23 protein-coding genes and 1 pseudogene are annotated in these 23,949 nt (G+C 71.5%); 16 read left to right on the top strand and 8 right to left on the bottom strand.

Going from position 1 to position 23,949, the window contains the following annotated elements:
• Nucleotides 1-501 (top strand): annotated as a pseudogene (locus tag BHU15_RS40145) (dimethylaniline monooxygenase); the annotation flags it as partial.
• Between the two features lie 63 nt (nt 502-564).
• Here BHU15_RS40145 and BHU15_RS17175 read toward each other — a convergent pair.
• The 3 genes from BHU15_RS17175 to BHU15_RS17165 all read right to left on the bottom strand — a co-directional run bounded on the left by BHU15_RS17175 (nt 565) and on the right by BHU15_RS17165 (nt 2,565).
• Nucleotides 565-1,476, bottom strand: coding sequence for a chaplin (locus tag BHU15_RS17175; protein ID WP_069627992.1), 912 nt, complete (start codon nt 1,474-1,476; stop codon nt 565-567).
• Between the two features lie 157 nt (nt 1,477-1,633).
• Nucleotides 1,634-1,867, bottom strand: coding sequence for a chaplin (locus BHU15_RS17170; RefSeq protein ID WP_069627991.1), 234 nt, complete (start codon nt 1,865-1,867; stop codon nt 1,634-1,636).
• Between the two features lie 284 nt (nt 1,868-2,151).
• The gene (locus BHU15_RS17165; protein WP_069627990.1) at nt 2,152-2,565 is read right to left on the bottom strand and encodes a rodlin; all 414 of its coding nucleotides are present in this window, start codon (nt 2,563-2,565) and stop codon (nt 2,152-2,154) included.
• A 218-nt stretch (nt 2,566-2,783) separates the two neighbouring features.
• Here BHU15_RS17165 and BHU15_RS17160 point away from each other — a divergent pair, with 218 nt between their 5' ends.
• Nucleotides 2,784-3,194 carry a rodlin gene (locus BHU15_RS17160; protein ID WP_031231212.1) on the top strand — a complete coding sequence of 137 codons (411 nt, stop codon included), beginning with the start codon at nt 2,784-2,786 and terminating at the stop codon, nt 3,192-3,194.
• Nucleotides 3,195-3,399: 205 nt separating this feature from the next.
• The gene (locus tag BHU15_RS17155) at nt 3,400-3,807 is read left to right on the top strand and encodes a rodlin (protein ID WP_069627989.1); all 408 of its coding nucleotides are present in this window, start codon (nt 3,400-3,402) and stop codon (nt 3,805-3,807) included.
• Between the two features lie 76 nt (nt 3,808-3,883).
• Here BHU15_RS17155 and BHU15_RS17150 read toward each other — a convergent pair whose 3' ends face one another.
• Nucleotides 3,884-4,363, bottom strand: coding sequence for a GNAT family N-acetyltransferase (locus tag BHU15_RS17150; protein ID WP_069627997.1), 480 nt, complete (start codon nt 4,361-4,363; stop codon nt 3,884-3,886).
• A 40-nt stretch (nt 4,364-4,403) separates the two neighbouring features.
• Between BHU15_RS17150 and BHU15_RS17145 the strand changes: the two genes are divergently transcribed.
• On the top strand, nt 4,404-5,204 hold the full coding sequence (locus BHU15_RS17145) for an exodeoxyribonuclease III (RefSeq protein WP_069627988.1): 801 nt from the start codon (nt 4,404-4,406) through the stop codon (nt 5,202-5,204).
• Here BHU15_RS17145 and BHU15_RS17140 read toward each other — a convergent pair.
• Entirely contained in the window at nt 5,189-5,878 is a 690-nt protein-coding gene (locus BHU15_RS17140; protein ID WP_255293134.1) for a MerR family transcriptional regulator, read from the bottom strand. The two genes, BHU15_RS17145 and BHU15_RS17140, sit on opposite strands and share 16 nt — an antisense overlap.
• A gap of 142 nt (nt 5,879-6,020) precedes the next feature.
• Here BHU15_RS17140 and BHU15_RS17135 point away from each other — a divergent pair, with 142 nt between their 5' ends.
• The 4 genes from BHU15_RS17135 (at nt 6,021) to BHU15_RS40140 (ending at nt 9,594) form a co-directional block, all read left to right on the top strand.
• Nucleotides 6,021-7,562, top strand: a complete 1,542-nt coding sequence (locus BHU15_RS17135) for a flavin-containing monooxygenase (protein ID WP_069627987.1) — start codon at nt 6,021-6,023, stop codon at nt 7,560-7,562.
• Nucleotides 7,559-8,455: an alpha/beta fold hydrolase gene (locus BHU15_RS17130; RefSeq protein WP_069627986.1), complete on the top strand. Its 897-nt coding sequence runs from the start codon at nt 7,559-7,561 to the stop codon at nt 8,453-8,455. Before BHU15_RS17135 ends, BHU15_RS17130 begins: the two co-directional genes overlap by 4 nt.
• A complete protein-coding gene (locus BHU15_RS17125; RefSeq protein ID WP_069627985.1) occupies nt 8,452-9,333 on the top strand; it encodes an SDR family oxidoreductase in 882 nt (293 codons plus the stop codon). The genes BHU15_RS17130 and BHU15_RS17125 overlap by 4 nt, the downstream gene beginning before the upstream one ends.
• A gap of 90 nt (nt 9,334-9,423) precedes the next feature.
• Nucleotides 9,424-9,594 (top strand): hypothetical protein, encoded by a 171-nt coding sequence (locus BHU15_RS40140; RefSeq protein ID WP_023541092.1) that lies wholly within the window; start codon nt 9,424-9,426, stop codon nt 9,592-9,594.
• 72 nt (nt 9,595-9,666) lie between these two features.
• Here the strand turns inward: BHU15_RS40140 and BHU15_RS17120 are convergent, their stop codons facing one another.
• The gene (locus BHU15_RS17120) at nt 9,667-13,026 is read right to left on the bottom strand and encodes a S41 family peptidase (RefSeq protein ID WP_069627984.1); all 3,360 of its coding nucleotides are present in this window, start codon (nt 13,024-13,026) and stop codon (nt 9,667-9,669) included.
• A gap of 230 nt (nt 13,027-13,256) precedes the next feature.
• Here BHU15_RS17120 and BHU15_RS17115 point away from each other — a divergent pair, with 230 nt between their 5' ends.
• A complete protein-coding gene (locus BHU15_RS17115; RefSeq protein WP_069627983.1) occupies nt 13,257-13,829 on the top strand; it encodes a TetR/AcrR family transcriptional regulator in 573 nt (190 codons plus the stop codon).
• Between the two features lie 269 nt (nt 13,830-14,098).
• On the top strand, nt 14,099-16,357 hold the full coding sequence (locus tag BHU15_RS17110) for an MMPL family transporter (RefSeq protein WP_069627982.1): 2,259 nt from the start codon (nt 14,099-14,101) through the stop codon (nt 16,355-16,357).
• 39 nt (nt 16,358-16,396) lie between these two features.
• Here BHU15_RS17110 and BHU15_RS17105 read toward each other — a convergent pair whose 3' ends face one another.
• Nucleotides 16,397-16,810, bottom strand: coding sequence for an SsgA family sporulation/cell division regulator (locus BHU15_RS17105; protein ID WP_069627981.1), 414 nt, complete (start codon nt 16,808-16,810; stop codon nt 16,397-16,399).
• A 221-nt stretch (nt 16,811-17,031) separates the two neighbouring features.
• Between BHU15_RS17105 and BHU15_RS17100 the strand changes: the two genes are divergently transcribed.
• From BHU15_RS17100 to BHU15_RS17075, 6 genes are all read left to right on the top strand, one after another.
• Complete coding sequence (locus tag BHU15_RS17100; RefSeq protein ID WP_069627980.1) at nt 17,032-18,111, top strand: energy-coupling factor ABC transporter permease; 1,080 nt, start codon at nt 17,032-17,034, stop codon at nt 18,109-18,111.
• A 1-nt stretch (nt 18,112) separates the two neighbouring features.
• Complete coding sequence (gene cbiQ, locus BHU15_RS17095; protein WP_069627979.1) at nt 18,113-18,874, top strand: cobalt ECF transporter T component CbiQ; 762 nt, start codon at nt 18,113-18,115, stop codon at nt 18,872-18,874.
• Entirely contained in the window at nt 18,871-19,650 is a 780-nt protein-coding gene (locus BHU15_RS17090; protein ID WP_023541099.1) for an energy-coupling factor ABC transporter ATP-binding protein, read from the top strand. The genes cbiQ and BHU15_RS17090 overlap by 4 nt, the downstream gene beginning before the upstream one ends.
• A gap of 70 nt (nt 19,651-19,720) precedes the next feature.
• Nucleotides 19,721-20,260: a hypothetical protein gene (locus tag BHU15_RS17085; protein WP_247748456.1), complete on the top strand. Its 540-nt coding sequence runs from the start codon at nt 19,721-19,723 to the stop codon at nt 20,258-20,260.
• Nucleotides 20,261-20,304: 44 nt separating this feature from the next.
• Nucleotides 20,305-21,507 carry a serine hydrolase domain-containing protein gene (locus BHU15_RS17080; RefSeq protein WP_069627977.1) on the top strand — a complete coding sequence of 401 codons (1,203 nt, stop codon included), beginning with the start codon at nt 20,305-20,307 and terminating at the stop codon, nt 21,505-21,507.
• A 7-nt stretch (nt 21,508-21,514) separates the two neighbouring features.
• Nucleotides 21,515-22,300 carry an SDR family NAD(P)-dependent oxidoreductase gene (locus tag BHU15_RS17075; protein WP_069627976.1) on the top strand — a complete coding sequence of 262 codons (786 nt, stop codon included), beginning with the start codon at nt 21,515-21,517 and terminating at the stop codon, nt 22,298-22,300.
• A gap of 34 nt (nt 22,301-22,334) precedes the next feature.
• On the opposite strand, the gene BHU15_RS17070 is transcribed toward BHU15_RS17075, so the two are convergent.
• The gene (locus BHU15_RS17070) at nt 22,335-23,900 is read right to left on the bottom strand and encodes an MFS transporter (RefSeq protein ID WP_069627975.1); all 1,566 of its coding nucleotides are present in this window, start codon (nt 23,898-23,900) and stop codon (nt 22,335-22,337) included.
• Nucleotides 23,901-23,949 lie beyond the last annotated feature (49 nt).

The following is a 23,949-nucleotide window of genomic DNA, read 5'->3' as shown; positions in this document are numbered from 1 at the left end:
GCGCTCGGCCCGGCCGGCGCCTGGTGGCTGCGGGAGCGGTTCGAGCGGACGGTGGGCGTCCGGTTCGGCGAGAGCGTCGCCGCCGCCGTCCCGGACGGGGGCCGCGTACGGCTCGACCTGGTCTCCGCCCGCGGCTCCGTGGACACGGTCACGACCGACCATGTCATCGCCGCCACCGGCTTCACACCACGTCTGGACCGGCTCGGACTGCTCGACGGGCGGCTGCGCCGGAGCCTGCGCACGGTGGGCCCGAGCGGCGCCCCCGAGACGGACGCCGTCTTCGAGACCTCACACCCCGGTCTGTTCGTGACCGGTCTGCTGAGCGCGCCGTCGTTCGGTCCGTCGATGCGCTTCGTGCTGGGCGCCACGTACACGTCGGGCCGGGTGGTACGGGGCGTACGACGGCGCCTGGGAACGGGCACCCGGCAGGTACACCCCGGCGAACCCCGCGAGACGCTGCCGGCCGGCGCGGCGCCGACGGACTGGATGGAGCGGTTCTGACGCCCTGCCCACCCCGACCCCGATCGCCGGCCGTCCGGCGATCGGGGAGGTACGGGCGAGGCGCTAGCGGCGCGCCGCCGTGCTGCGGCGGTAGAGGATGCCGCCGCTGATCAGCAGACCGGCGCTCATGGCCGCCGTGGCGAGCAGGTTGGCGTTCGAGCCGGTCTCGGCCAACTGGTCGATGAGGTCGCCCTCTTCGACGGCCGGCGACTGCTCCGGGAGCATCGGGGTGTGGGCGACCGGCACGGCCGGGGGCTTCCCGGGCTCCTCCGAGGGCGGCGCCGGCGGGTCGACCGGCGTGTTCGGGGTGTGCGGCGTGGGCGGCTGCAACGGGGCGTGCGGGACAGCGACGTCGGACTCGTTCGCGCAGCCGTTGCCGAAGGCCGGGTTGAGCAGACCGACCAGGTCGACGCTGTTGCCGCAGGCGTTCAGCGGGACGTCGATCGGGGCCTGGAGGAGGTTGCCCCCCAGCACACCGGGCGAGTTGGTCGCGGCGCCGGAGGCGGAGGAGCCGCCGTCGTCGTCGTGGTCGCCCTTCGCGGGCCCGGAACCGCCGTCGTGCTCACGGGGCTTGGCGCCGTGCGTCGAACTGGCGTCACTGTCGTGGTGCGTGGTCCGCGCGGGCGCGGCCGGCTTCTCCCGGGCGGGCTCCGTGTGGGCCGCGGGCTCGGTGCGCGGGGCGACGGGCTGCGCGTGGTGGGCCGGCCGGTGCTTGGGCGGCGCGGCGTGCGCACCGGAGGAGTTGCCGCAGCTGTTGCCGAAGGCGGGGTTGCCCACGCCGACGGGGTTCACCGTGTTGCCGCAGACGTTGACCGGGATCTCGACGGGTGCCTGGACGCTGTTGCCCGACAGCAGCCCCGGTGAACCGGCGGCGGTGGCGCCGCTGTCGGTGGCCGCGGCGTATCCGCCGGTCATGGACAGCACGCTCGACGCCGCCGCGGCGGTGAGCAGTCCTTTGCCGATGAGTTCTCGCATCTGGTTCTCCTGGTGTCGCCGGTGTGTCGCCGGTGCGTCGGTGTGTCGGTGTCGACCGAGGCCGGTCCCGACCCCGTACCGGAGTACGCGGTCGGGACCGGCCCAGGGGGGCACCCCTGCGGGGAGCCGCGGTGCGCCTCGGCGCACCTGCCGTGTGTCAGGCGTTGACGCAGGCGTTGCCGAAGGTGGGGTTCAGCAGGGCGATGATGTTGATGCTGTTGCCACACACGTTGACGGGCACGTGGACGGGGATCTGGACGACGTTGCCGGACAGGACGCCCGGCGAACCGACGGCCGCACCCTGCGCGCCCGCGTCGGCGACGGCCGGAGCCGCGGCACCGACGGCCAGGAGAACACCGGCGACGAGCGTGGCTGCCTTCTTGGCATTCATGATTGAGCCCTTTCCACAACGGGACGCGCGCACGGCTCTCGTGCTGCGCGAACACGGCTGTCCCAGCCCGCACCGCCGCTGCTGGAACTCCAACGAGTACGCGCTTATGAGGAAACTGCCCTGATTTATGGCCTTTGTTGGTTCACTCGATCGCCACGGGAATTGACGTTTCTGCGCGCCGAGGGGGCGCGCCGGGCGTTCATATGACACTGAGGCCGGCCGGGGCGGATGCGCCCCGGCCGGCCTCAGTTCGGCCCGGAGTGGCGCCGTGACGGTGGTGACCGTCAGCCGTTGCCCGCACCGTTGGCCGAGAGGACCGGGATGTCCCCGATGAGGTGCGACAGCGGCTCGTCGCCCTTCGCCTGCGTCGAGTTCTCGACGCACTGCTGGTTCTGCGGGGAGGACAGGACGTTGATGTCCTGGACCGCGACCGGCACGAGAATTCCGACGAGCGAGCCGACGTTGGCCTTGGCGGGCAGGCCGACGCAGAGCTTGTTGAGCGAGCCCTGCACGAGCGAGGCCTGCGGGCTCAGGTTGCCGTGGGTGGCGGCGTTGCCGTGCGACTCCTTGGCGCCGTTGCCGCTCAGCGACGTGGTGCCGGTGTCGTTGCCGACGGCGAAAGCGGACGGCGCGGCGGCGGCGGAGGCGCCGACCACGGAGGCGGTGAACGCCGCAGCCGTCAGGATCTTCTTGATCACGGTGAGTTCCTTTTCTCAAGAAATGCAGGTCGTGCGGCCTGACCAACCGAATGCCCTGGGTTTGGTTCTGGCTCTTCACTCGTTCGGATTGCACGGCCCGAGCGGGCTGATTGAGTGCCTAATGGGCTGTTGGAGTGAAGCGCGATAACTAAACCTGCGGAATGCAGTTGCTCATGACGGCCCCGGGGACTGGGGCATCCTTCAGAAGGGGACTCATCGTGATCAAGAAGGTTATGGCCACCGCGGCCGTCGCCGCTTCCGTCGTCGGCATGTCGGCTATGGCCGCGCCGTCGGCTTTCGCCGTCGGTGACGACACCGGCACCACGTCGCTCAGCGGCAACGGTGCCCTTCAGTCGTACGGCAACTCGGCGACGTACGGGAACATGAGCCCGCAGATGGCACTCATCCAGGGCTCGCTCAACAAGCCCTGCATCGGCCTGCCGGCCAAGGTCAACGCGGGCTCGCTCATCGGCCTCGTGCCGATCGCGGTCCAGGACGTCAACGTCCTGTCCTCCCCGCAGAACCAGCAGTGTGTCGAGAACTCGACGCAGGCGAAGGGCGACGAGCCGCTGTCGCACCTGCTGAACGACATCCCGATCCTGTCGGCCAACGGTGCGGGCAACGGCTGATATCGCGGCTGAATATCGCGACTGAATCACCACTGCCGGGTCATCGTCGAATTCGACGGTGACCCGGTTGTTTTCCCGCGCGCGCCGATGTGCCGATATGCCTTATGGGCCGTTCGGGGGAACGGGCGCAACCAAACGTCATGTGATGAGTTGTACAAATCGGAACTCCACCGGTGGGGTTCCGACTTTCTGGAAAGGCAACAAAATGAACAAGCTGTGGGCAACCGCTGCTGTGGCGGCCACGATGGTCGGCGGCCTCGCCGCCACCGCGTCGCCGGCGCTGGCGCTCGGCAACGACACGGGCACGACGTCGCTCAGTGGCAACGGTGCCGAGCAGGAGTTCGGCAACTCGGAGACCCACGGGGACATGAGCCCGCAGCTCAGCCTCGTGCAGGGCACGCTCAACAAGCCCTGTGTCGGTCTGCCGGTCAAGGCCAACGTCGGCTCGCTCATCGGCGTCGTGCCGATCGCGGTCCAGGACATCAACGTCCTTTCCTCCCCGCAGAACCAGCAGTGCACCGAGAACTCCACGCAGGCGAAGGGCGACGAGCCCCTGTCGCACATCCTGGAGGACATCCCGATCCTCTCGGCGAACGGTGTGGGCAACCACTGACGTTCCCCTCGGGGCCCGGTCCGGCAGCTCGGCTGCCGGGCCGGGCTCCGTCGTGTGCGGGGGTACTCCGGGCGCGTTACGCGAGCGGCTTGGCGAGGCAGACGCTCAGCGGGTCGTACCGGTAGTGGCCGAACTTCGGGCAGTCCGTGTAGCCGCTGGAGCGGTAGAGGGCGATGGCCTCCGGCTGCTTGGTGCCCGTCTCCAGCACCATCCGGGTACGGCCCGCCGCGCGGGCGCTCTCCTCCAGCCGGGCGAGGATCCGCCGGGCCAGCCCGAGGCCGCGTGCCTCCACCGTCACGTACATCCGCTTGATCTCGGCGTCGCCGTCCGAGTAGCCCTCGTCGTTGGTCTCCTGTGAGCGCCAGCCGCCGGAGGCGACCGGGCGCTCGTCGGCGTCGTAGGCGAGGAAGTAGATGCCGCCGGGCGGGTCGAACATCCTCGGGTGGAGGACGGTCTCGTCCCCCTCGCTGTTGTAGCGCGCCGCGTACTCCAGCTGGACCTCGGCGTCGAGCTTCACGGCGTCGGGGTGGTCGTAGGGGACCTGACGTATTTGGATGGCCACGGCATCGATCGTAGAGCCTGGGTAGGGTGCGGGGATGCTCACTGTGACTTCCGTGAATGTGAACGGGCTCCGGGCCGCCGCCAAGAAGGGCTTTGTGGAGTGGCTGGCCGGGACCGGGGCCGATGTGGTCTGCCTTCAGGAGGTGCGGGCCGAGGAGGGGCAGCTCACCGAGGCGGTACGGGAGCCCGAGGGGTGGCACACGGTGTTCGCGCCGGCGGCGGCCAAGGGGCGTGCGGGTGTCGCGCTCTACTCGCGGCGGGAGCCGGAGCGGGTACGGATCGGGTTCGGGAGCGCGGAGTTCGACACGAGCGGGCGGTACGTGGAGATCGACCTGCCCGGCGTGACGGTGGCCAGCCTCTATCTGCCGTCGGGTGACGTGGGGACGGAGCGCCAGGACGAGAAGGTCCGGTTCATGGGCGAGTTCCTGGTCCACCTCGGCGGGCTCAGGGACCGGGCGGCGGCCGACGGGCGGCAGGTGCTGGTCTGCGGGGACTGGAACATCGCCCACCAGGAGGCCGACCTGAAGAACTGGAAGGCCAACCGCAAGGAGTCCGGTTTCCTGCCCGAGGAGCGCGCTTGGCTGACGCGGGTCTTCGACGAGGCGGCGTACGTGGACGTGGTCCGCGCCCTGCACCCGGACCAGACCGGGCCGTACACCTGGTGGTCGTACCGGGGGCGCGCCTTCGACAACGACACCGGCTGGCGGATCGACTACCACGTGGCGACGGCGGGGCTGGCGGAGCGCGCGGTGAAGGCGTGGGTGGAGCGGGCCGCGACGCACGAGGAGCGGTGGAGCGACCACGCGCCGGTGAGTGTGGCCTACGAGCTGGGCTGAGCCGGCTTGTTGCGCAGACGGCGGTCCATCGCCATCGAGAGTTCCGCCTCCACCACGCTCTTGGCGAGGGGGCGCAGGGTCTCGGGGGACGCGCCGGTCGCGTGGGTCTGGAGTGTGGTGGCGAAGAGTTCGGCCAGGGCGTCCGCGTGGGCGCGGATCTGGCGGCCCGCCTCGAAGACCGCCGAGAGCGGGACGCCCTCGCGGACCAGGGCGGCGGAGACGTCCAGGAGGCGGCGGCTGATGTGGACCAGGTCGTCGCCGTCGGTGGCGAGGTAGCCGAGTTCGAGTGCGGTGGCCAGATTCTCCGCGGTGACCTCGCCCTCGAAGTGGTCGGCCAGTTCCGCGGGGGTGAGGCGGACCGGTGTCTCCTCGGTCGGCTCGCCGAGGCCCAGTACCTCGGCGAGCCGGCCGGGGTCTCGGCCGCTCTCGAAGGCGGTGGCGAGGTCGGCGATGCCGGTCAGGGTGTGGCCGCGTTCCAGGAGGGCGGCGATCGTGCGGAGTCTGGCCAGGTGGTGGCTGTCGTACCAGGCGATCCGGCCCTCCCTGCGCGGTGGCGGGATCAGGCCGCGTTCGCGGTAGAAGCGCACCGTGCGCACCGTGATGCCTGCCGCTTCGGCGAGTTCCTTCATCCGGTACTCGCGCACCTCTTCGCGCGCTTTCTGCTGGTCGGACATGGTGGTCAGCCTATGTCCTCGTACCGGCGGTAACTTTTCCCGTTCGCCCCCTACCCACGGGTAGGTGGCTGCCCTACTCTCCCAATAGTGCCAGTGATTACTGGCGCGGTTCGGTTCAGGCGCTCCGGCGGGAGGCGGCGGCATGGCCAAGCACGAGCATGTACGGGTGGCGGTGATCGGGTCCGGATTCGGTGGCCTGGGGGCCGCCGTCCGGCTGCGGCGCGAGGGGATCACCGACTTCGTCGTCCTGGAACGGGCCGGCTCGGTGGGCGGGACCTGGCGCGACAACAGCTATCCGGGCTGCGCCTGCGATGTTCCCTCGCACCTGTACTCCTTCTCCTTCGCGCCCAACCCCGACTGGCCGCGCACCTTCTCGGGTCGGCGGCACATCCGCGCGTACCTGGAGCGCGTCACCGACACCTTCGGGCTCCGGCCGCACATCCGGCTGGACCACGAGGTGCGGCTGATGCGCTGGATCGCGGACGAGGCGCACTGGAAGATCGAGACCTCGCGCGGGATCGTCACGGCGGACGTCGTGGTCTCCGCGACCGGGGCACTGTCCGACCCGAAGGTGCCGGACGTGCCCGGTCTCGACTCGTTCCCCGGAAAGGTCTTCCACTCCGCGCGCTGGGACCACGACTACGACACCCGGGGCAAGCGCGTCGCGGTCGTCGGGACCGGCGCGTCCGCGATCCAGATCGTGCCGGCCCTGCAACCCGGCGTGGCCAGGCTGACGCTGTTCCAGCGCACCCCGCCATGGGTGCTGCCGCGCACCGACCGGGCGATCACCGCCGCCGAGCGGTGGCTGCACCGCAAGGTGCCGGTCACCGGCGCGGCGCGGCGGCGACTGCTCTGGGGGATCAGGGAGTTGCAGGTCCAGGCGTTCACCAAATGGCCTCAGGAGCTGGGGCTGGTGGAGCGCCTCGCCAAGGCCAACATCGCGCGGGCGGTCAAGGACCCCGCCCTGCGGGCCGCGTTGACGCCCTCGTACCGGATCGGCTGCAAGCGGATCCTGCTCTCCAGCACGTACTACCCGGCGCTCGCGCGGCCCAACGTGGACGTCGTCGCGTCCGGGCTGGCCGAGGTGCGCGGATCGACGGTGGTCGCGGCAGGGGGCACCTCCCAGACCGGAGGCTCTGGGGGCGGGACGGAGGCCGAGGTCGACGCGATCGTCTTCGGCACCGGGTTCCATGTGACCGACCTGCCCATCGCCGAGCGGGTGGTGGGCGCGGACGGGATCACGCTCGCCGAGGCGTGGAAGGACGGCATGGAGTCGCTGCGCGGCGCGACCGCCGTCGGATTCCCCAACTGGATGACCGTCGTCGGCCCCAACACCGGACTCGGCAACTCCTCGATGATCCTGATGATCGAGGCCCAGCTCAACTATCTCGCCGACTATCTGCGCACGCTCGGCTCACTCGGCGCGGGCGCCTCGCTCACCCCCAAACCGGCGGCCGTCGACGCCTGGAACCACCGGGTGCAGGAGCGGATGAAGCGCACCGTGTGGAGCACGGGCGGGTGCAGCAGTTGGTACCTGGACGCGCGTGGCCGCAACACCACCCTCTGGCCGGGCACGACGACCGAGTTCCGGCGGGCGACACGGGCCGTGGACCTGGGGGAGTACGACGTCGTCCACGCGCCAACGGCGACGACCCGAACCCCTCGTAAGGAGAGTGTCCGATGAGCCGGCCCCAGCGCACCGTCAGCGCCCGTTCCGCCGACGGCGCACGCCTGCACACAGAGGTGTACGGCCCCGAGGGGGCGCCCGCGGTGGTCCTCAGCCATGGGTGGACCTGCTCGACCCTCTTCTGGGCCGCCCAGATACACGACCTCGCGCGGGACCACCGCGTGATCGTCTACGACCAGCGCGGGCACGGCCGTTCACCCGCCGTCGGACCCGGCGGCTACACCACCGACGCGCTCGCCGACGACCTGGAGGCGGTGCTGGGCGCGACGCTCGCGCCGGGGGAGAAGGCGGTGCTCGCCGGGCACTCCATGGGCGGCATGACACTGATGGCCGCCTCGGCGCGGCCCGCGTTCCGGGAGCACGCGGCGGCCGCGCTGCTGTGCAGCACGGGCAGTTCGCGGCTGGTGGCCGAGGGGCGCGTGGTGCCGATGCGCCCCGGCCGGACACGGACCCGGCTGACCCGGATGATCCTGGGCGCGCGGGCCCCGCTGGGGCCGGTCACGCCCGTCTCGAAGCGGATACTTCGGTACGGGACCATGGGGCCGGGCACGGCGCCGGACCGGGTCGACGCGTGCGCCCGGATCGTGCACGCGTGTCCGCGCCCGGTGCGGGTGGCCTGGGCGCATGTGCTCGGCGAACTCGATCTCGACGCGGGCGTACGGGAGTTGCGGGTCCCCACGGCCGTCGTCACGGGCACGGCCGACCGGCTGACGCCCTCGGTGCTCGCGCGCCGGCTGGCCGGCGAACTGCCCGACTGCGTCGGAGTCACCGAGCTGACCGGAATAGGGCACATGACCCCCGTGGAGGCACCGGAGGCGGTGACCGCGGTGATACGGGGACTGGTGGAGAACCATCTCAGGACCGACGTCGGGGAGGAGAGCGCCGTATGAGCAGGGTCAGTCTTGAGGGGCAGGTCGCCGTCGTCACCGGCGCGGCGCGAGGCGTGGGCGAGTTGCTGGCCCGCAAGCTCTCGGCGCGCGGGGCGCGGGTGGCGCTCGTGGGCCTGGAGCCCGACGAGTTGAAGGACGTGGCGAGCAGGCTGCACACCGAGTGCGAGCACTGGTGCGCCGATGTCACCGACCACGAGGCCATGACCCGGGTCGCGCACGAGGTGAAGCAGCGCTTCGGGAAGGTCGACATCGTCGTGGCCAACGCCGGTGTGGCGGCGGGCGGTCCGTTCGTGGACTCCGACCCGGCCGCCTGGCGGCGCGTCATCGAGGTCAACCTGATCGGCGGCGCGGTGACGGCGCGGGCGTTTCTGCCCGTACTGATGGAGAGCCGCGGCTACTTCCTCCAGATCGCCTCGCTCGCCGCGATCACCCCGGCGCCGATGATGACCGCCTACTGCGCCTCCAAGTCGGGCGTGGAGGCCTTCGCGCACAGCCTGCGCGCCGAGGTCGGGTACCGGGGTGTCCGGGTCGGGGTCGGCTATCTGTCCTGGACCGACACCGACATGGTGCGCGGCGCCGACGAGGACGAGGTGATGCGGGAGATGCGGCGGCGGCTGCCGTGGCCCGCGAACAAGACGTATCCGCTGGGGCCGGCCGTCGAGCGGATCGTGACCGGGATCGAGCGGCGCTCCGCGCATGTGTACGCGCAGTGGTGGCTGCGCGGCACGCAGTCCGTACGCGGATATCTGCCGGGCCTCGTCGCGACGGTGGGCAGCCGCCACGTACGCAGCCTCGGTCCCCGGCTCGGAGGCGTGCGCAAGGGGCTGGTCGGCGCGGGCGGGGCGGCCGACGAGCAGGGGCGTACGCAGCGTAATTGATCGAAATGCGTGCGATGTCCGGTCGTGTAAGTCTGGTCTGGGTCCGGGACCTCTCCACGGGCCTCACCGGACCTCCAGGAGTGAGTTGCCATGGGTATCGCCGACCAGTTCAAGGACAAGTCGCGGGAACTCGCCGACAAGGCGAAGAGGCGGGCGGACGAGGAGAAGGAGCGGGGTGAGGCGTCGCAGGACGAGGGGGACCGGGCGCGGCAGCGGGCGCAGGACGCGCGCGACCGCTTCTCCGACGACTACGACGCCTGAGCGGCCGTTTCGTACGACTGGGGCGCACCCGGTGCCTGTCGCGCCGGGTGCGCCCCTTCGCACGGCGCCGGTTCAGCTCCGCGGCGGCAGTGGCGGACGGCGGCGGTCCGGGACGTCGCCGTAGCCCGGCGGGGTCGCCGCCGGCTGCTTCGCCAGCAGCTCCAGCGCCACCCACACCGCGTCGTCGAGCTGCGCGTGCCGGCCCTCCGCCCAGTCGAGCGGGGTGCGCAGCGCCTCGATGTCCGGCTCCACGCCGTGGTTCTCGACCGACCAGCCGTAGGCGTCGAACCAGGCCGCGTTCATCGGCACCGTGATCACGCTGCCGTCACCCAGCCGGTGCCGGCCGGTCATGCCGACCACGCCGCCCCAGGTGCGCTGACCGACCACCGGGCCCAGCTTCAGCAGCCGGAACGCGGCCGTGATCATGTCGCCGTCGGACGAGGTGGCCTCGTCCGCGATCGCGACGACCGGGCCGCGCGGCGCGTTGGAGGCGTAACTGACCGCCTGGGCGTTGCGCGTCAGGTCCCAGCCGAGGATGCGCCGGGTCAGCTTCTCCACGACCAGTTCGCTGATGTGGCCGCCCGCGTTGCCCCGTACGTCCACGATCAGCGCGGGCCTGGACACCTCCAGGCGCAGATCGCGGTTGAACTGCGCCCAGCCCGAGCCGCCCATGTCGGGGATGTGCAGATAGCCGCACTTGCCGCCGCTCATCTCGCGGACGACCTCGCGGCGTTTGGCGACCCAGTCCTGGTAGCGCAGTGGCCGTTCGTCGATGAGCGGGACGACCGCCACCCGGCGTGAACCGCCGTGCCGGACACCGCCGTTGGCGGGCGACAGGTCCTCGGCGGGACGGAAGGTCAGCTCGACCGTCGTACCGCCGGCGGCGGACAGCAGCGGGTAGGGGCCGGCCACCGGGTCGACGGGCCGGCCGTCGACATGGGTGAGGACGGCGCCCTCGCGGATGCCCGTACCGGCCAGCGGGGAGCGGGCCTTGGAGTCGGACGACTCGCCCGGCAGGATCCGCTTCACCAGCCATTCGCCGTCCCGGCACACGAGGTTGGCGCCGAGCAGGCCCATGGCGCGCTGGTAGTGCGGCGGCCCCTCGTTGCGGCGGGCGGGGGTGACGTACGCGTGTGAGGTGCCGAGTTCGCCGAGTGCCTCGCGCAGCAGATCGGCGAACTCGTCCGGGGACGCGACGCGTTCGACCAGCGGGCGGTACTGGTCGAGCACCGCGTCCCAGTCGATGCCGCACATGTCCGGTTCCCAGAAGTAGGAGCGGATGATGCGGCCGGCCTCCGCGTACGCCTGGCGCCACTCGGCGGCGGGGTCGACCTCGTGCAGCACGCGGCGCAGATCGAGCTGGACGGTCGAGTCGCCGTCGCCGGACTCGGTGGCGGGGACGGCGCGCAGCTCGTCGTCGTCCACGACCACGAGCCGGGTGCCGTCCCGGCTGAGCGCGAACCAGTCGAGGTGGTCCACGAGTTCGCTCTTGCGCGCCTTGGTGATGTCGAAGTGTTCGAGCGTGGGACGGCCCGAGGTGTCGGCCGGGTTGGCGAACGTCTCACCGAGCGCCCCGGAGATCGGCCAGCGCAGCCAGACCAGACCGCCGCCGCTGACGGGTTGCAGGGCCGAGTACTTGGACGCCGACACCGGGAAGGGTGTGACGCGGCTGGCGAGTCCTTCGACCTCGACCGTGACCGTCCCCTCGGCCAGGGCCGTGCCGTCGGACGGGGCGGCCGGCAGCGGGTCGAGACCGCCCGCGGCCGGGCGGCCGTCGGGCAGGAGCGCGAACGGCGAGGGCGTCGCCGACGACAGCGGTACGAGGTAGGGGCGGCAGCCCAGCGGGAAGGAGAGGTCGCCGGTGTGCACGTCGTACACCGGGTCGAAGCCGCGCCAGGAGAGAAAGGCGAGATATCGGCCGTCCCGGGTGAACACCGGATTCTCGTCCTCGAAGCGGCCGTTGGTGACGTCGACGATCGTACGGTCCGCGATCCGCGCCATCTTGATCTGGCGCAGCGAGCGGCCGACGCCCGGGTGGGACCAGGCGATCCAGTCGCCGTCGGGGGAGAACGCGAGGTCGGTGACGGGGCCGTTGACGGAACGGATCAGTTCGGTGAGGTCCTCGGTGACCTCCGCGGCGACGGGCTCGGCGGTCTCCTCGGTCGGCGTCGCCTCTGACGCGTCGTCAGGAACCGTCAGTATCAGCAGCCTTCCGTCGTGCGTGCTCAGCGCCAGCCGTTCGCCGTCCGGGTCCGCGATCAGTTCGTGGACGCGCCCAAGCCGCCCGGAGGCGAGCCGCACCGGCGGCCGGTCGCCGCTCGCGCGCGGCAGATAGGCGATCTCGACCGCGTCCTCGCCGTCCGCGTCCGTGACGTACGCGACCTTGCCGCCGCTGCCCAGCATCTCCGGGAGCCGGACCCGTACGCCCGGGGTGTCGGTGATCGTGCGGGCCGGGCCGTCGCGGTGGGTGAGCCAGTACAGGCTGCCGCGTACGGAGATGGCGCTCGCCCGGCCCGTGGTGTCCACCGAGATCGCGTCGACGTGGTGGGCGGCCGGGACCTGGTAGGTGCGCCGGCCGGCGCGCGGGCCACCGAGCCGTACCGACAGCTTGCGCGGCACCGCGTCCGGCGCCAGCGAGTCCACCAGCCACAGATCACCCGCGCACTGGTAGACCACGCGCTGCCCGTCGGACGACGCGTGGCGGGCGTAGAACGCGTCGTGGTCGGTGTGCCGGCGCAGATCGGTGCCGTCGGGGAGCGTCGAGTAGAGATTGCCGACGCCCTCGTGGTCGGAGAGGAACGCGATGCGCCCGGCCACGAACATCGGGCAGTCGAGATGACCGGGCAGATCCGCCAGCAGCCGCTCGCCGTGCAGCCACAGCCGCCCCGTGGCGCCGCCCCGGTACCGCTTCCAGGCGGCCGGTTCGTGCGGCGGCTTGCCGGTGAGCAGCAGGCTGCGCCGCTCGCCGTCGACGTCGGCGATCGCGATGTCGGCGACCGGGCCCCAGGGGAGTTTGCCGCCGGGGGAGCCGTCGGTGGGGACGCTGTAGGCCCAGGAGTAGTACGAGAAGGGCTGGCCGTGCGAGGAGACGGCGAGGATCTGCGCCGAGCCGTCCTTGTCCGGCGGGGTCCAGCCGCAGACGCGGGTGTCGGTCGATCCCCAGTAGCTCAGCCGCCGGGCCGGGCCGCCCGCCACCGGCGCCAGGTGGATCTCCGGATCCAGGCTGCGCCAGCTCGTGTAGGCGATCTGGGAGCCGTCGGGCGAGAACCGCGGATGACCCACCCGCGTGCGGTCGACGGTCACCCGCCACGCACGGTCCGGGCGGTGCTTGGCCGACGAGAGGGGGGCGACCCAGAGGTCGTCCTCGGCGGCGAAGCACAGCAAGTCGTCGTGCAGATGCGGATAGCGGAGATACGCGACGTCGTCACTCACCCCCCAATGCTTTCCGTGCGGGAGAGGCGCGGCAACTCGTGGAAGCGGCCACGGTGGCCGGATGTGTTCGGCAGGTACTCGTCAGGTGTGCGGAGGGCGCCCGGGGCGGGTCGTCAGGGTGTGGTGGAGCCCACAAGCGAAACGTTGCCGTTTCGATGAGGGTGGGGTTATCTTCGTACTGTACGAAACCGTTTCGTTTGGCTTATCGACACCTCGACGGGAGGTCGACCGTGGCACGCACCAGACTCACGCCGGAGCGCGAGAGCGAGTTGTACGGCACCACGCTCGACCTGTTGCGCGAGGTCGGCTACGACGCCCTCACCATGGACGCCGTCGCCGCCCGCACCCACTCCAGCAAGGCCACCCTCTACCGCCAGTGGGGGAGCAAGCCGGAGCTGGTCGCACGGGCCCTGCGCCACAACAAGCCGGCCGATGTCGCCCGGATCGACACCGGTTCGCTGCGCGGGGACTTCCTCGCCATGGTCTCGATGGCCGACGACTGCCAGATGGAGCGGGACGCCGCGCTGATGCGGGGCCTGTTCCATGCCGTCCACGACAACCCCGATCTCTTCCAGGCGCTGCGCGACCTGCTGATCGAGCCCGAGCTCAACGGACTCGGCCTCTTCGTGCACCGTGCCGTGGAACGGGGTGAGATCAGCGCGGACCAGCCCGCGCTGAAATACGTCACCCACATGCTGGTCGGCGCCTTCGTCGCCCGGCAGCTCGTCGAGGACCGGCCGGTGGACCAGGCCTTCCTCCGCGATTACATCGACGCCGTGCTTCTCCCCGCTCTCGGCGTCTGATCTCCCGGCAGCCTCGCTGCCAGCCTCCCTGGGCCGCTCGCCCACCTCCGGGGCTCCCCAGCAGTACCGGCAGTACCCGGTGCCCTCACGGCACCAACACCTGACGCGTGTCGCTCTCGCGCCGTCGGTCGGCTCCCCATGCCCTTGGGGGTGTCTTGCCGATCAGGCCGGGTTCGCGGTCCCTGGTACGCACGCTCCAGACCCCGCTCCCTGATCCGGCCTGATCGACAAGACACCCCCGACCCACCCCCAGACCGGGAGTACGCCTCGTGGCCACGTTTCTCTACAAGCTCGGACGGTTCGCCTTCCGACGACGAAATCTCGTCGCCTTCGTATGGGTGGCGCTGCTCGCCCTCGCGGGCGTCGGCGCGGCATCCGCGTCCACCGCGACATCCAGCTCCTTCTCCATTCCCGGTACGGAGGCCCAGAAGGCCTTCGACCTGCTCGAAGAGCGCTTCCCCGGCGGCAGCGCCGACGGGGCCACCGCACGGGTCGTCTTCAAGGCGCCCGAGGGCGAGAAGATGACCTCCGCCGCCCACAAGGCCGAGGTCGAGAAGATCGTCGACGAGCTGCCGGCCGGCTCCGACCAGGTCGCGAGCGTCACCGACCCGTACACGGCCAAGGCCGTGTCGAAGGACGGTTCGACGGCGTACGTCTCGGTCACCTACAAGGTCAGTTCGATGGAGCTGACGGAGGACACCCGTACGGCGCTGGAGGAGACGGGGCACGACGCGCGGGGCGCCGGGCTGACCGTCGAGATCGGCGGTGACGCGCTCCAGGCGGCGCCGGAGACGGGGGCCACCGAGATCATCGGCATCGCCGTGGCCGCGATCGTGCTCGTCATCACCTTCGGTTCGCTGATCGCGGCGGGACTGCCGCTGCTCACGGCCCTCATCGGCGTGGGAATCGGCGTCTCCACCATCACCGCGCTGGCGAGCGTGATGGATCTCGGCTCCACCACCAGCATCCTCGCGATGATGATCGGCCTCGCCGTCGGCATCGACTACGCCCTGTTCATCGTCTCCCGCTACCGGGCGGAGCTGGCGGAGGGGCGGGAACCCGAGGAGGCCGCCGGGCGGGCGGCCGGAACGGCGGGGTCCGCCGTGGTCTTCGCGGGCCTGACCGTCGTCATCGCGCTCGTCGGGCTGGCCGTCGTGAACATCCCGATGCTCACCAAGATGGGCGCCGCCGCTGCCGGTACGGTCGTGATCGCCGTCCTTGTCGCGCTCACCCTCGTCCCGGCCGTGCTGGGCTTCGCGGGCAAGCGGGTGCACGGCAAGAAGGTGCGCGAGCGGCACGCCCGCGAGCGGGCCGCGTCCGCGGACGGCAGGATCGCCGACGGCAAGCCCAACATGGGCACGCGCTGGGCGCGCTTCGTACTGCGCCGGCCCGTCGCCGTACTCGTCACCGCGGTCGTCGGTCTCGGCGTCATCGCCGTCCCGGCGAGCTCCCTGGAGATGGGGCTGCCCGACGACGGTTCGCAGCCGACGAGCACCACGCAGCGCAAGGCGTACGACCTGCTCTCGGACGGGTTCGGGCCCGGTTTCAACGGCCCGCTGATGGTCGTCGTGGACGGCAAGGGCGACGACAACGCCAAGCAGACCGCCCGCCAGGTCACCGACGCGGTGAAGGACATGAAGGGCGTCGCGGCGGTCACCCCCGCCACGTACAACAAGGCGGGCGACACGGCGACGATCACCGTCGTCCCGAAGGACCGTCCCTCCTCGGTGGAGACCGAGAACCTGGTCCACGCCATCCGTGACGCGGGCGGCGAGATCGCCGGGGACAGCGAGGCGAAGGTCCTGGTCACCGGCGCCACCGCGATGAACACCGACTTCTCCGAGAAGATGAACAACGCGCTGCTGCCCTACCTCGCGCTCGTCGTGGGTCTGGCGTTCCTGCTGCTGATGCTCGTCTTCCGGTCGGTCCTCGTCCCGCTCAAGGCGGCCCTCGGGTTCCTGCTGTCGGTCGTCGCCGCGCTCGGCGCGGTGGTCGCGGTGTTCCAATGGGGCTGGCTCGGGAGCCTGTTCGGCGTCGAGCAGACCGGTCCGATCATGTCGATGATGCCGATCTTCATGGTGGGCGTGGTCTTCGGTCTCGCCATGGACTACGAGGTCTTCCTGGTCACGCGGATGCGTGAGGCGTACGTCCACGGGGAGCGGCCCGGACAGGCGATCGTCACCGGCTTCCGGCACGGGACGCGGGTCGTCACCGCCGCCGCGGTGATCATGATGGCGGTCTTCGCGGGCTTCATCGGCTCCAGCGAGTCCATGGTCAAGATGATCGGCTTCTCGCTGGCCATCGCGGTCTTCTTCGATGCGTTCGTGGTCCGGATGGCCATCGTGCCGGCGGTCCTCGCGCTGCTCGGCAACAGGGCGTGGTGGCTGCCGCGCTGGCTGGACCGGCTGCTGCCGAACGTCGACGTGGAGGGCGAGCAGCTGCGGAAGATGCTGGAGAAGGAGTCGGACGGGGCCGGGCAGGGGCCGGACTCCGGTCCGGGCTCGGAGAAGGAGCTGGTACGGGTCTGACCTGACCTGATCCGACCTGATCCGGCCCGGGGCTGAGCCCTAGGTGTTGTGCAGCAGACGGTCCAGGCCGCGTTTGGCGCGCAGTGGGTAGCGCTCCTCGCCGGCCGGGACCGTCTGGTGTGTCAGCCGCAGGAAGCGGCGCAGTACGGCGGTGTCGAACTGGGTCAGCGCCACGCCGTCCGCCGAGTGGAACTCAAGCATCGTCTGGGCGCGGCCGCAGGGCCAGATCCGTACGTCTCCGTCACCGGACGGCGCGAGCAGGCCAGCTTCGAGCAGCTCGCGGGCGAAGGCCCACACCACCTCGCCGGCGTCCCGCGACACCTCGGCGGGGAAGGCGACACGGACGGCGAGCGGGTCAGCGCTGTCGTAGCGCAGGGTGACCGACAGGCACCCGGGCTGGGGGGCGTCCGTGATGAGACGGACCTTGGCGGGCTGCTCGACGACGGCTGCCATCGCTCGCTCCTTTGTTGCGCTTTACATCACAACATACCTTTTGTCCGTTAATTAACGCCGAGTGTCCCGGGAATCTCAAACTTTCCGTGCCGTTCGGGGCCCGTACACCGGTTCGCATGGCAGGCGCTCTTGCAACTCGTTCGCAAGAGAGGACTATCTATTCGAACCGGTTCACTTCGAGCGGTTCATCACCACAGCCTGCCCGGAAGCGGAGCCCGCCCATGCATGTCCCCGACGGAATGATCAACCTGCCGGTGTCGGCCGCCGCCGGCGTCGTCGCCGCGGGCGCCGTGGCCGTCAGCCTGCGCGGCGCCCGCCGCGAACTGGGCTCCGGGCCCCTCGCCGAAGGCCACGGAGCCGAGCGCACCGCGCCCCTCGCGGGCCTCGTCGCCGCCTTCGTCTTCGCCGTACAGATGCTGAACTTCCCCGTCGCCGCCGGCACCAGCGGCCATCTGCTCGGCGGGGCGCTCGCGGCGATACTCGTCGGCCCCTGCACCGGGGTCCTGTGCATCGCCGTCGTGCTGCTCATGCAGGGCATCCTCTTCGCCGACGGCGGGCTCACCGCGCTCGGCGTCAACATCACGGTCATGGGCGTCGTGACGGTGATCGTCTCGTACGGGATCTTCCGCGGCCTGCTCCGGATCCTGCCCCGGGGGCGCCGCTCGGTGACCGTGTCCGCGTTCGCCGCCGCGCTGGTGTCCGTGCCCGCCGCCGCCGCAGCCTTCACCCTCCTCTACGCGATCGGCGGGACCACGCACATCCCGGTCGGCAAGGTGCTCACCGCGATGGTCGGCGTGCATGTGCTCATCGGCATCGGCGAGGCCGCGATCACCGCGCTGACGGTCGGCGCCGTCATCGCCGTACGGCCCGACCTGGTCCACGGGGCGCGCGGGCTCGCCGCGCCCCTCAAGCTGCGGGTGGGCGGTGAACTGGTCGACGCCCCCGCCCCGGCCCCGGTCGCGGCGGCCACCTCCCGCTCGCCGCGCGGGCTGCTCGCCGCCGGTCTCGGCACGGCCCTGCTGCTCGCCGGAGTCGTCTCCTTCTACGCCTCCGCCAGTCCCGACGGGCTGGAGAAGGTCGCCGCGGACAAGGGCATCGACAGGAAGGTCGAGGAGCACGCCGCCGCCGGCTCGCCGCTCGCCGACTACGGCGTCAAGGACATCTCCAACACCCGGCTCTCGGGCGGCCTCGCGGGCATGATCGGCGTCGGCGCCACGGTCGTCGTGGGCAGCGGGATCTTCTACGTGGTCCACCGGCGCCGTACGCCCGCGAACGCGCCGGTCGCCGACGGACGGAGCTGACATGGGCGCGGGCCACGCCCACAAGCTCTACCGGCACGGCCACTCACCCGTCCACGCGCTGCCCCCGCACTGCAAGCTCGCGGCCGTCCTGTGCTTCGTGCTCGTCGTGGTCGCCACCCCGCGCGAGGCCGTGTGGGCGTTCGGCCTGTACGCGGCGCTGCTCGCCGGGGTCGCCGCGGTCGCCCGCGTCCCGGCCGGGTTCCTGCTGCGCCGGATGCTGATCGAGGTGCCGTTCGTGGCCTTCGCCGTCCTCATGCCGTTCGTGGTGCCCGGCGACCAGGTCCACTTCCTCGGTATCTCACTGAGCGTCCCCGGCCTGTGGGGCGCCTGGAACGTGCTGGCCAAAGGCACGCTCGGGGTCGCCGCCTCCGTACTCCTGGCCTCCACCACCGAACTGCGCGCGCTGCTGCTGGGACTTGAGCGGCTCAGACTCCCGCCGATGCTCGTGCAGATCGCGTCCTTCATGATCCGCTACGGCGACGTGATCACCGACGAGCTGCGGCGGATGTCGATCGCCCGCCGCTCGCGCGGCTTCGAGGCGCGCGGCGTACGGCACTGGGGGGTGCTCGGCAAATCCGCCGGCGCCCTCTTCATCCGCTCCTACGAACGCGGGGAGCGGGTGCATCTGGCGATGATGAGCCGCGGCTACACCGGCACGATGCCCGTCATCGACCAGCTGACGGCGTCCCGCGCGCAGTGGACGGCCGCCGCCGCACTCCCCCTGACGGCGCTCGCCGTCTGTCTGCTTGGCTGGACCCTATGAGCACGCAGCCCCGGAAACAGCCGCCGCCCTCGCTGGAGGTGCGCGGGCTCGCGTACGCGTACCCCGACGGCCACCAGGCGCTGTTCGGTGTGGACCTGACCGTCGCGCGCGGCGAGCGGGTCGCGCTGCTCGGGCCCAACGGCGCGGGCAAGACCACCCTCGTCCTGCACCTCAACGGCATCCACACGGCGGGCGCCGGGTCCGTCACCGTCGCCGGGCTGCCCGTCGCGAAGCAGCACCTGGCGGAGATACGCCGACGGGTCGGGATCGTCTTCCAGGACCCGGACGACCAGCTGTTCATGCCCACGGTGCGCGAGGACGTGGCCTTCGGGCCCGCGACGGCCGGGCTGCGCGGCGCGGAGCTGGAGGCCAGGGTCGTCGCCGCGCTCACCCAGGTCGGCATGGCCGAGTACGCGGACCGGCCGCCGCACCATCTGTCGTTCGGGCAGCGCCGCCGGGTCGCCGTCGCGACGGTCCTGGCGATGGAGCCCGAGATCCTCGTGCTCGACGAGCCCTCGTCCAACCTCGATCCGGCCTCGCGCCGTGAACTCGCCGACATCCTGCGGGCGTTGGACGTCACCGTCCTGATGGTCACGCACGACCTGCCCTACGCGATGGAGCTGTGCCCGCGCGCCGTGATCCTCAGCGAGGGCGTCATCGCGGCCGACGGGCCGACGCGTGAACTGCTGGGCGACGCCGAGTTGTTGGGCGCGCACCGGCTGGAGCTGCCGTTCGGTTTCGACCCCTCGGCGGTCCCCGTCCCCCGCGGCCGGTGATGTGTCGATTCGGTCACGAAGCCGCCCCCGAGGAGAGGCCGGGGCCGCCGCTCGCGTCCTACGGGGCGTGATGACGTTTGAAGATCTCTTCGACATCGACGACGTGGAAGACAACAACGACGTGCGGCCGGGCCCGTGGTGGCGCCACACGTTGTGGACGGTGGGTGTGACCGCCTTCGGTGTGGGCCTGGGCTGGGCCGGGGCGTCGTCCTCCATCGGCGAGTCGGAGTTCGGCCTGCCGGCCGTCGCACCGGGACCGTTCGGGGAGTATCTGGTCGCCTGGGCCGTGATCGGCCTGCTGACGGCGGGCGTTCTGCGGGCCACCGCGGCCAGGGTCCTCGTCTACATTCCGGGGCAGATCGCCGCGGTGCTGCTCCTCGTCGGCACCCGGCTCTCGCTGGGCTGGCGGCCGGAGTTGCCCGTGCTCGCGGCGATGGGCGCGGCCTGTGTGGCGGTCGCGGCACTCTGGAGTGCCTTCGCGCTGCGCGGCGCGGTGAAGGCGGCGCGGCAGCGGGCGGAACGCCGGCGGGTGCGGGACGAGGACGCCGCCCGTACCGCTGCCGCTGACGGTGGCGCGGTCCGTGACGAGGATGCCGTCGGCCGGCCCTGATCCCGGTGGCTCGGTCGGCACCGTGATGCGTGCACCATGGAGGGATGAGCGGGATGGTAGGCGTCGCTGACGTCCAGGGCACGGTGGCCGCGGGCTTCGAACCCGTCAAGGACGCCTTCGTACGGAACTTCCAGGAGCGCGGTGAGCGGGGCGCGGCCGTCGCCGTCTACCGGCACGGGCACAAGGTCGTCGACCTGTGGGCCGGTACGCGTGACTTCGACGGCGCGGAGCCGTGGGCCGTGGACACCGCGCAGGTCGTCCACTCGGCGACGAAGGGCGTCGCCGCCGCCGTACCGCTCCTGCTGCACCAGCGCGGGCGCATCGACCTGGACGCGCCGGTCGGCACGTACTGGCCGGAGTTCAAGGCGGCGGGCAAGGAACGGGTGCTCGTACGGCACCTGTTGTCGCACCGCGCGGGCCTGCCCGTGCTCGACCGGCCGCTCAGCCCCGCCGAGGCGCTCGACGGCGAGTCGGGCGCCCGCGCGCTCGCCGCGCAGCGGCCCGTGTGGGAGCCGGGCACCGACCACGGCTACCACCCGCACACCTACGGCTGGCTGCTGGCCGAGCTGGTCAAGCGCGTCACCGGGCGGTCCGTCGGCCGGTGGATCGCCGACGAGATCGCCCGGCCGCTCGGCCTGGACTTCTGGATCGGGCTGCCCGCCGACGAGGCGCACCGGGTGGGCCGTACCGGCAGGATCCAGGAGCCGGTCGAGGCGGGTGGAGGACTGCGGCTGCGCGCGAAGCGGTCGGTCGCCCAGGCGTACAAGGACCCCGAGTCGCTCACCCGGCGGGCGTTCGACGTGATCGATCCGCGGCCGGACGAGAACAGCGCCGAGTACCACGCCGCCGAACTCCCGGCGAGCGGCGGTATCTCCACCGCGCGGGCGCTGGCGCGCTGTTACGCGGCGATGATCGGCCCGGTGGACGGTCCCGGGCGCGGCTACCGGGGCGGTGAGCGGCTGTTCGCCCCCGCGACGCTGACCGCCGCCCGTACCGAGGAGTCGGCGGGCCCCGACCGGGTGCTGGTCGTCAGCACGCGCTTCGGGCTCGGCTTCATGCTGCACGGCTCGGGAGCGCCCCTGCTGGGCCCCGGCTCGTTCGGGCATCCGGGAAGCGGCGGCTCGCTCGGCTTCGCCGATCCCGAGTCGGGCATCGCCTTCGGTTACGTCACCAACGGGCTGCGCAGGGGCGTGACGGCGGATCCCCGCGCACAGGCCCTGGTGCGAGCCGTCAGGTCGGCTTCATGATCGGTACATGAGGCGATTCGAGAATCACGGTGTACTGATCACGGGAGCCGGCCGGGGCATCGGCGAGGCCGTCGCCCGGCGGCTGGCCGCCGAGGGTGCGCGGGTGCTGGTCACGGACGTGGACGGTGAACGGGCCTCGCGGGCGGCCGAGTCGATCGACGGGGCCGCGTCGCTGGTGTGCGACGTGGGCGACCGCGCGTCGGTCGACGCGGCCGTGGCGTACGCCGTCGAGCGCTTCGGCTCCCTGGACGTCCTGGTCAACAACGCGTACTCCTGCTCCCCGGACGCGCCGCTCTTCGAGGACGAACCGGACGACCACTGGGCCCGCGACCTCGATCTGACCCTGACCGGCGCCTTCCGCTGCGCGCGGGCGGCACTGCCGCACTTGGTGGCGTCGGGGCGCGGCGCGATCGTGAGCATCGGCTCCGTCAACGGCGAGCAGGACTTCGGCAACCACGCCTACAGCGCCGCGAAGGCGGGCCTCGCGAGCCTGACCCGCACCCTGTCGGGCCACGCGGCCCCGCGCGGGGTCCGCGTCAACCTCGTGGCCCCCGGCACCATCCACACGGAAACCTGGCGGGGCCGCGAGGCCAACCTGGAACGCGCGGCGCCCCACTACCCGGCGGGCCGGGTGGGGCTGCCGGACGACGTCGCGTCGGCGGTGGCGTTCCTGGCGTCGTCGGACGCCGGGTGGATCACCGGGGTGACGCTGCCGGTGGACGGCGGGATCCTGACGGCGAACGTGGGGCTGCGCGACGCGCTGGCGGCCCCGCCGGTGTCCGCGGAACGGTGAGTTCCGCGGGGTGACGGGGCGCGGCCCCGGAGCGTCAGGCGGGCGGCGGCATGCCGCCCTGGAGACGTTCCAGGTCCGAGGCCCGTACCTGGATCACGAAGATCGCGATCACCGCCGACACGGCGGCGAACACCGCCGCCACGATGAACGCGTTCGAGACGCCGTGGGCCAGCACCTCGTCGCTCCACGGTTTCGGCAGCGAACCCGTCTTCTGGAACGTCGCCTTCTGGGCCGGGGTCGCGTGCGCCAGGAAGTCCGGGACCTGGCTCTTCGCCTCGTCCTTGCTGGCCGTGCCGAACACCGTCACCAGGATGGACAGCCCCAGCGAACCGCCCACCTGCTGCGTCGCGTTGAAGACGCCGGAACCCGCGCCGGCCTCCTCCTGCTCGACACCCGACAGCGCCATCAGGGTCAGCGACACGAACTGGAAGCCCATACCGAGACCGAAGACCAGCACCGGCCCCAGCAGGCTGCCCAGATAGGTGCTGTTCACGTTGGTCAGCGTCAGCCAGGAGAGACCCGCCGTGGCCAGGAGCGCGCCGGCCACCATGAAGGGTTTCGGACCCCAGCGCGGCAGCAGCTGCGAGGCGAGGCCCGAACCGACGGCGATGATCACGCTCACCGGGAGGAAGGCCAGACCGGCCCGCAGCGGGCTGAAGTTCAGGACCTCCTGCACGAAGAGCGTCAGGAAGAAGAACATGCCGAACAGCGCCGCGGCCAGGCTCAGCATCATCCCGTAGACACCCGCGCGGTTGCGGTCCCGGAACATCCACAGCGGGGTGATCGGCTGCCGCGAATTGCGCTCGATGACGATGAAGAGGGCCAGGAGCACCACGGCCGCCGCGAAGGCCCCGAGCGTCAGGGCGTTGGTCCAGCCCTCCTCGGAGGCCCGGATGAACCCGTAGACCAGACACACCATGCCCAGCGTCGCGGTGAGCGCGCCCACGATGTCGAAGTGGCCGGGGCGCGGCTCGGACTCCTTGATGAAGCGGGGCGTCAGCAGGATCAGCACCAGCCCGATGGGCACGTTGACGAAGAAGATCCACCGCCAGTCCAGCCACTCCACCAGGACGCCGCCAGCCAGCAGCCCGATCGCGCTGCCGCCCGCCGAGACGGCCGCGAACACGCCGAAGGCCCGGTTGCGCGCGGGCCCTTCACGGAACGTGGTGGTGATCAGCGACAGCGACGTCGGGGACGCGATGGCGCCGCCGACGCCCTGGATGGCACGGGCGGCCAGCAGCTGCCACGACTCCTGCGCCAGTCCGCAGAGCAGCGAGGCGAGCGCGAAGAGCGCGATGCCGAACATGAAGACCCTGCGCCGCCCCAGGATGTCGCCGAGACGGCCGCCGAGCAGCAGCAGACCGCCGAAGGTGAGGGTGTAGGCGTTGACCACCCACGACAGGTTCTGCGTCGAGAAGTGGAGCGCGCTCTGGATGTGCGGGAGCGCGATGTTCACGATGGTGATGTCGAGGACCACCATCAGCTGGCAGGACGCGATGATGGCCAGCGCGATGCCGTTGCCCCCGCTGTCCCCGGGGGCTTCGGAGGGGCCGTCGGCGGACTTCGTGGTGTCCGGCGGTGGGGGCTGCGAATCAGTCATAGGTGAGGGTGGTGGAACGGACTGGTGCGCGCCCTCGGACAGGGAACGC

Origin of the sequence: Streptomyces niveus, from assembly GCF_001723055.1 — a bacterium.
Classification (GTDB): Bacteria; Actinomycetota; Actinomycetes; order Streptomycetales; family Streptomycetaceae; genus Streptomyces; species Streptomyces niveus.
Note: the sequence above shows the minus strand (reverse complement) of the source record. Positions and strands in the feature narration are given on the sequence as shown.

What these genes read in the sequence shown, in the direction of transcription:
- BHU15_RS17175 (WP_069627992.1), bottom strand. Translation starts at nt 1,476, where the DNA reads ATGCGAGAACTCATCGGCAAAGGACTGCTCACCGCCGCGGCGGCGTCG.
- BHU15_RS17170 (WP_069627991.1), bottom strand. Translation starts at nt 1,867, where the DNA reads ATGAATGCCAAGAAGGCAGCCACGCTCGTCGCCGGTGTTCTCCTGGCC.
- BHU15_RS17155 (WP_069627989.1), top strand. Translation starts at nt 3,400, where the DNA reads ATGAACAAGCTGTGGGCAACCGCTGCTGTGGCGGCCACGATGGTCGGC.
- BHU15_RS17145 (WP_069627988.1), top strand. Translation starts at nt 4,404, where the DNA reads ATGCTCACTGTGACTTCCGTGAATGTGAACGGGCTCCGGGCCGCCGCC.
- BHU15_RS17140 (WP_255293134.1), bottom strand. Translation starts at nt 5,878, where the DNA reads ATGTCCGACCAGCAGAAAGCGCGCGAAGAGGTGCGCGAGTACCGGATG.
- BHU15_RS17135 (WP_069627987.1), top strand. Translation starts at nt 6,021, where the DNA reads ATGGCCAAGCACGAGCATGTACGGGTGGCGGTGATCGGGTCCGGATTC.
- BHU15_RS17130 (WP_069627986.1), top strand. Translation starts at nt 7,559, where the DNA reads ATGAGCCGGCCCCAGCGCACCGTCAGCGCCCGTTCCGCCGACGGCGCA.
- BHU15_RS17125 (WP_069627985.1), top strand. Translation starts at nt 8,452, where the DNA reads ATGAGCAGGGTCAGTCTTGAGGGGCAGGTCGCCGTCGTCACCGGCGCG.
- BHU15_RS40140 (WP_023541092.1), top strand. Translation starts at nt 9,424, where the DNA reads ATGGGTATCGCCGACCAGTTCAAGGACAAGTCGCGGGAACTCGCCGAC.
- BHU15_RS17105 (WP_069627981.1), bottom strand. Translation starts at nt 16,810, where the DNA reads ATGGCAGCCGTCGTCGAGCAGCCCGCCAAGGTCCGTCTCATCACGGAC.
- BHU15_RS17100 (WP_069627980.1), top strand. Translation starts at nt 17,032, where the DNA reads ATGCATGTCCCCGACGGAATGATCAACCTGCCGGTGTCGGCCGCCGCC.
- cbiQ (WP_069627979.1), top strand. Translation starts at nt 18,113, where the DNA reads ATGGGCGCGGGCCACGCCCACAAGCTCTACCGGCACGGCCACTCACCC.
- BHU15_RS17090 (WP_023541099.1), top strand. Translation starts at nt 18,871, where the DNA reads ATGAGCACGCAGCCCCGGAAACAGCCGCCGCCCTCGCTGGAGGTGCGC.
- BHU15_RS17085 (WP_247748456.1), top strand. Translation starts at nt 19,721, where the DNA reads ATGACGTTTGAAGATCTCTTCGACATCGACGACGTGGAAGACAACAAC.
- BHU15_RS17080 (WP_069627977.1), top strand. Translation starts at nt 20,305, where the DNA reads ATGAGCGGGATGGTAGGCGTCGCTGACGTCCAGGGCACGGTGGCCGCG.
- BHU15_RS17075 (WP_069627976.1), top strand. Translation starts at nt 21,515, where the DNA reads ATGAGGCGATTCGAGAATCACGGTGTACTGATCACGGGAGCCGGCCGG.
- BHU15_RS17070 (WP_069627975.1), bottom strand. Translation starts at nt 23,900, where the DNA reads ATGACTGATTCGCAGCCCCCACCGCCGGACACCACGAAGTCCGCCGAC.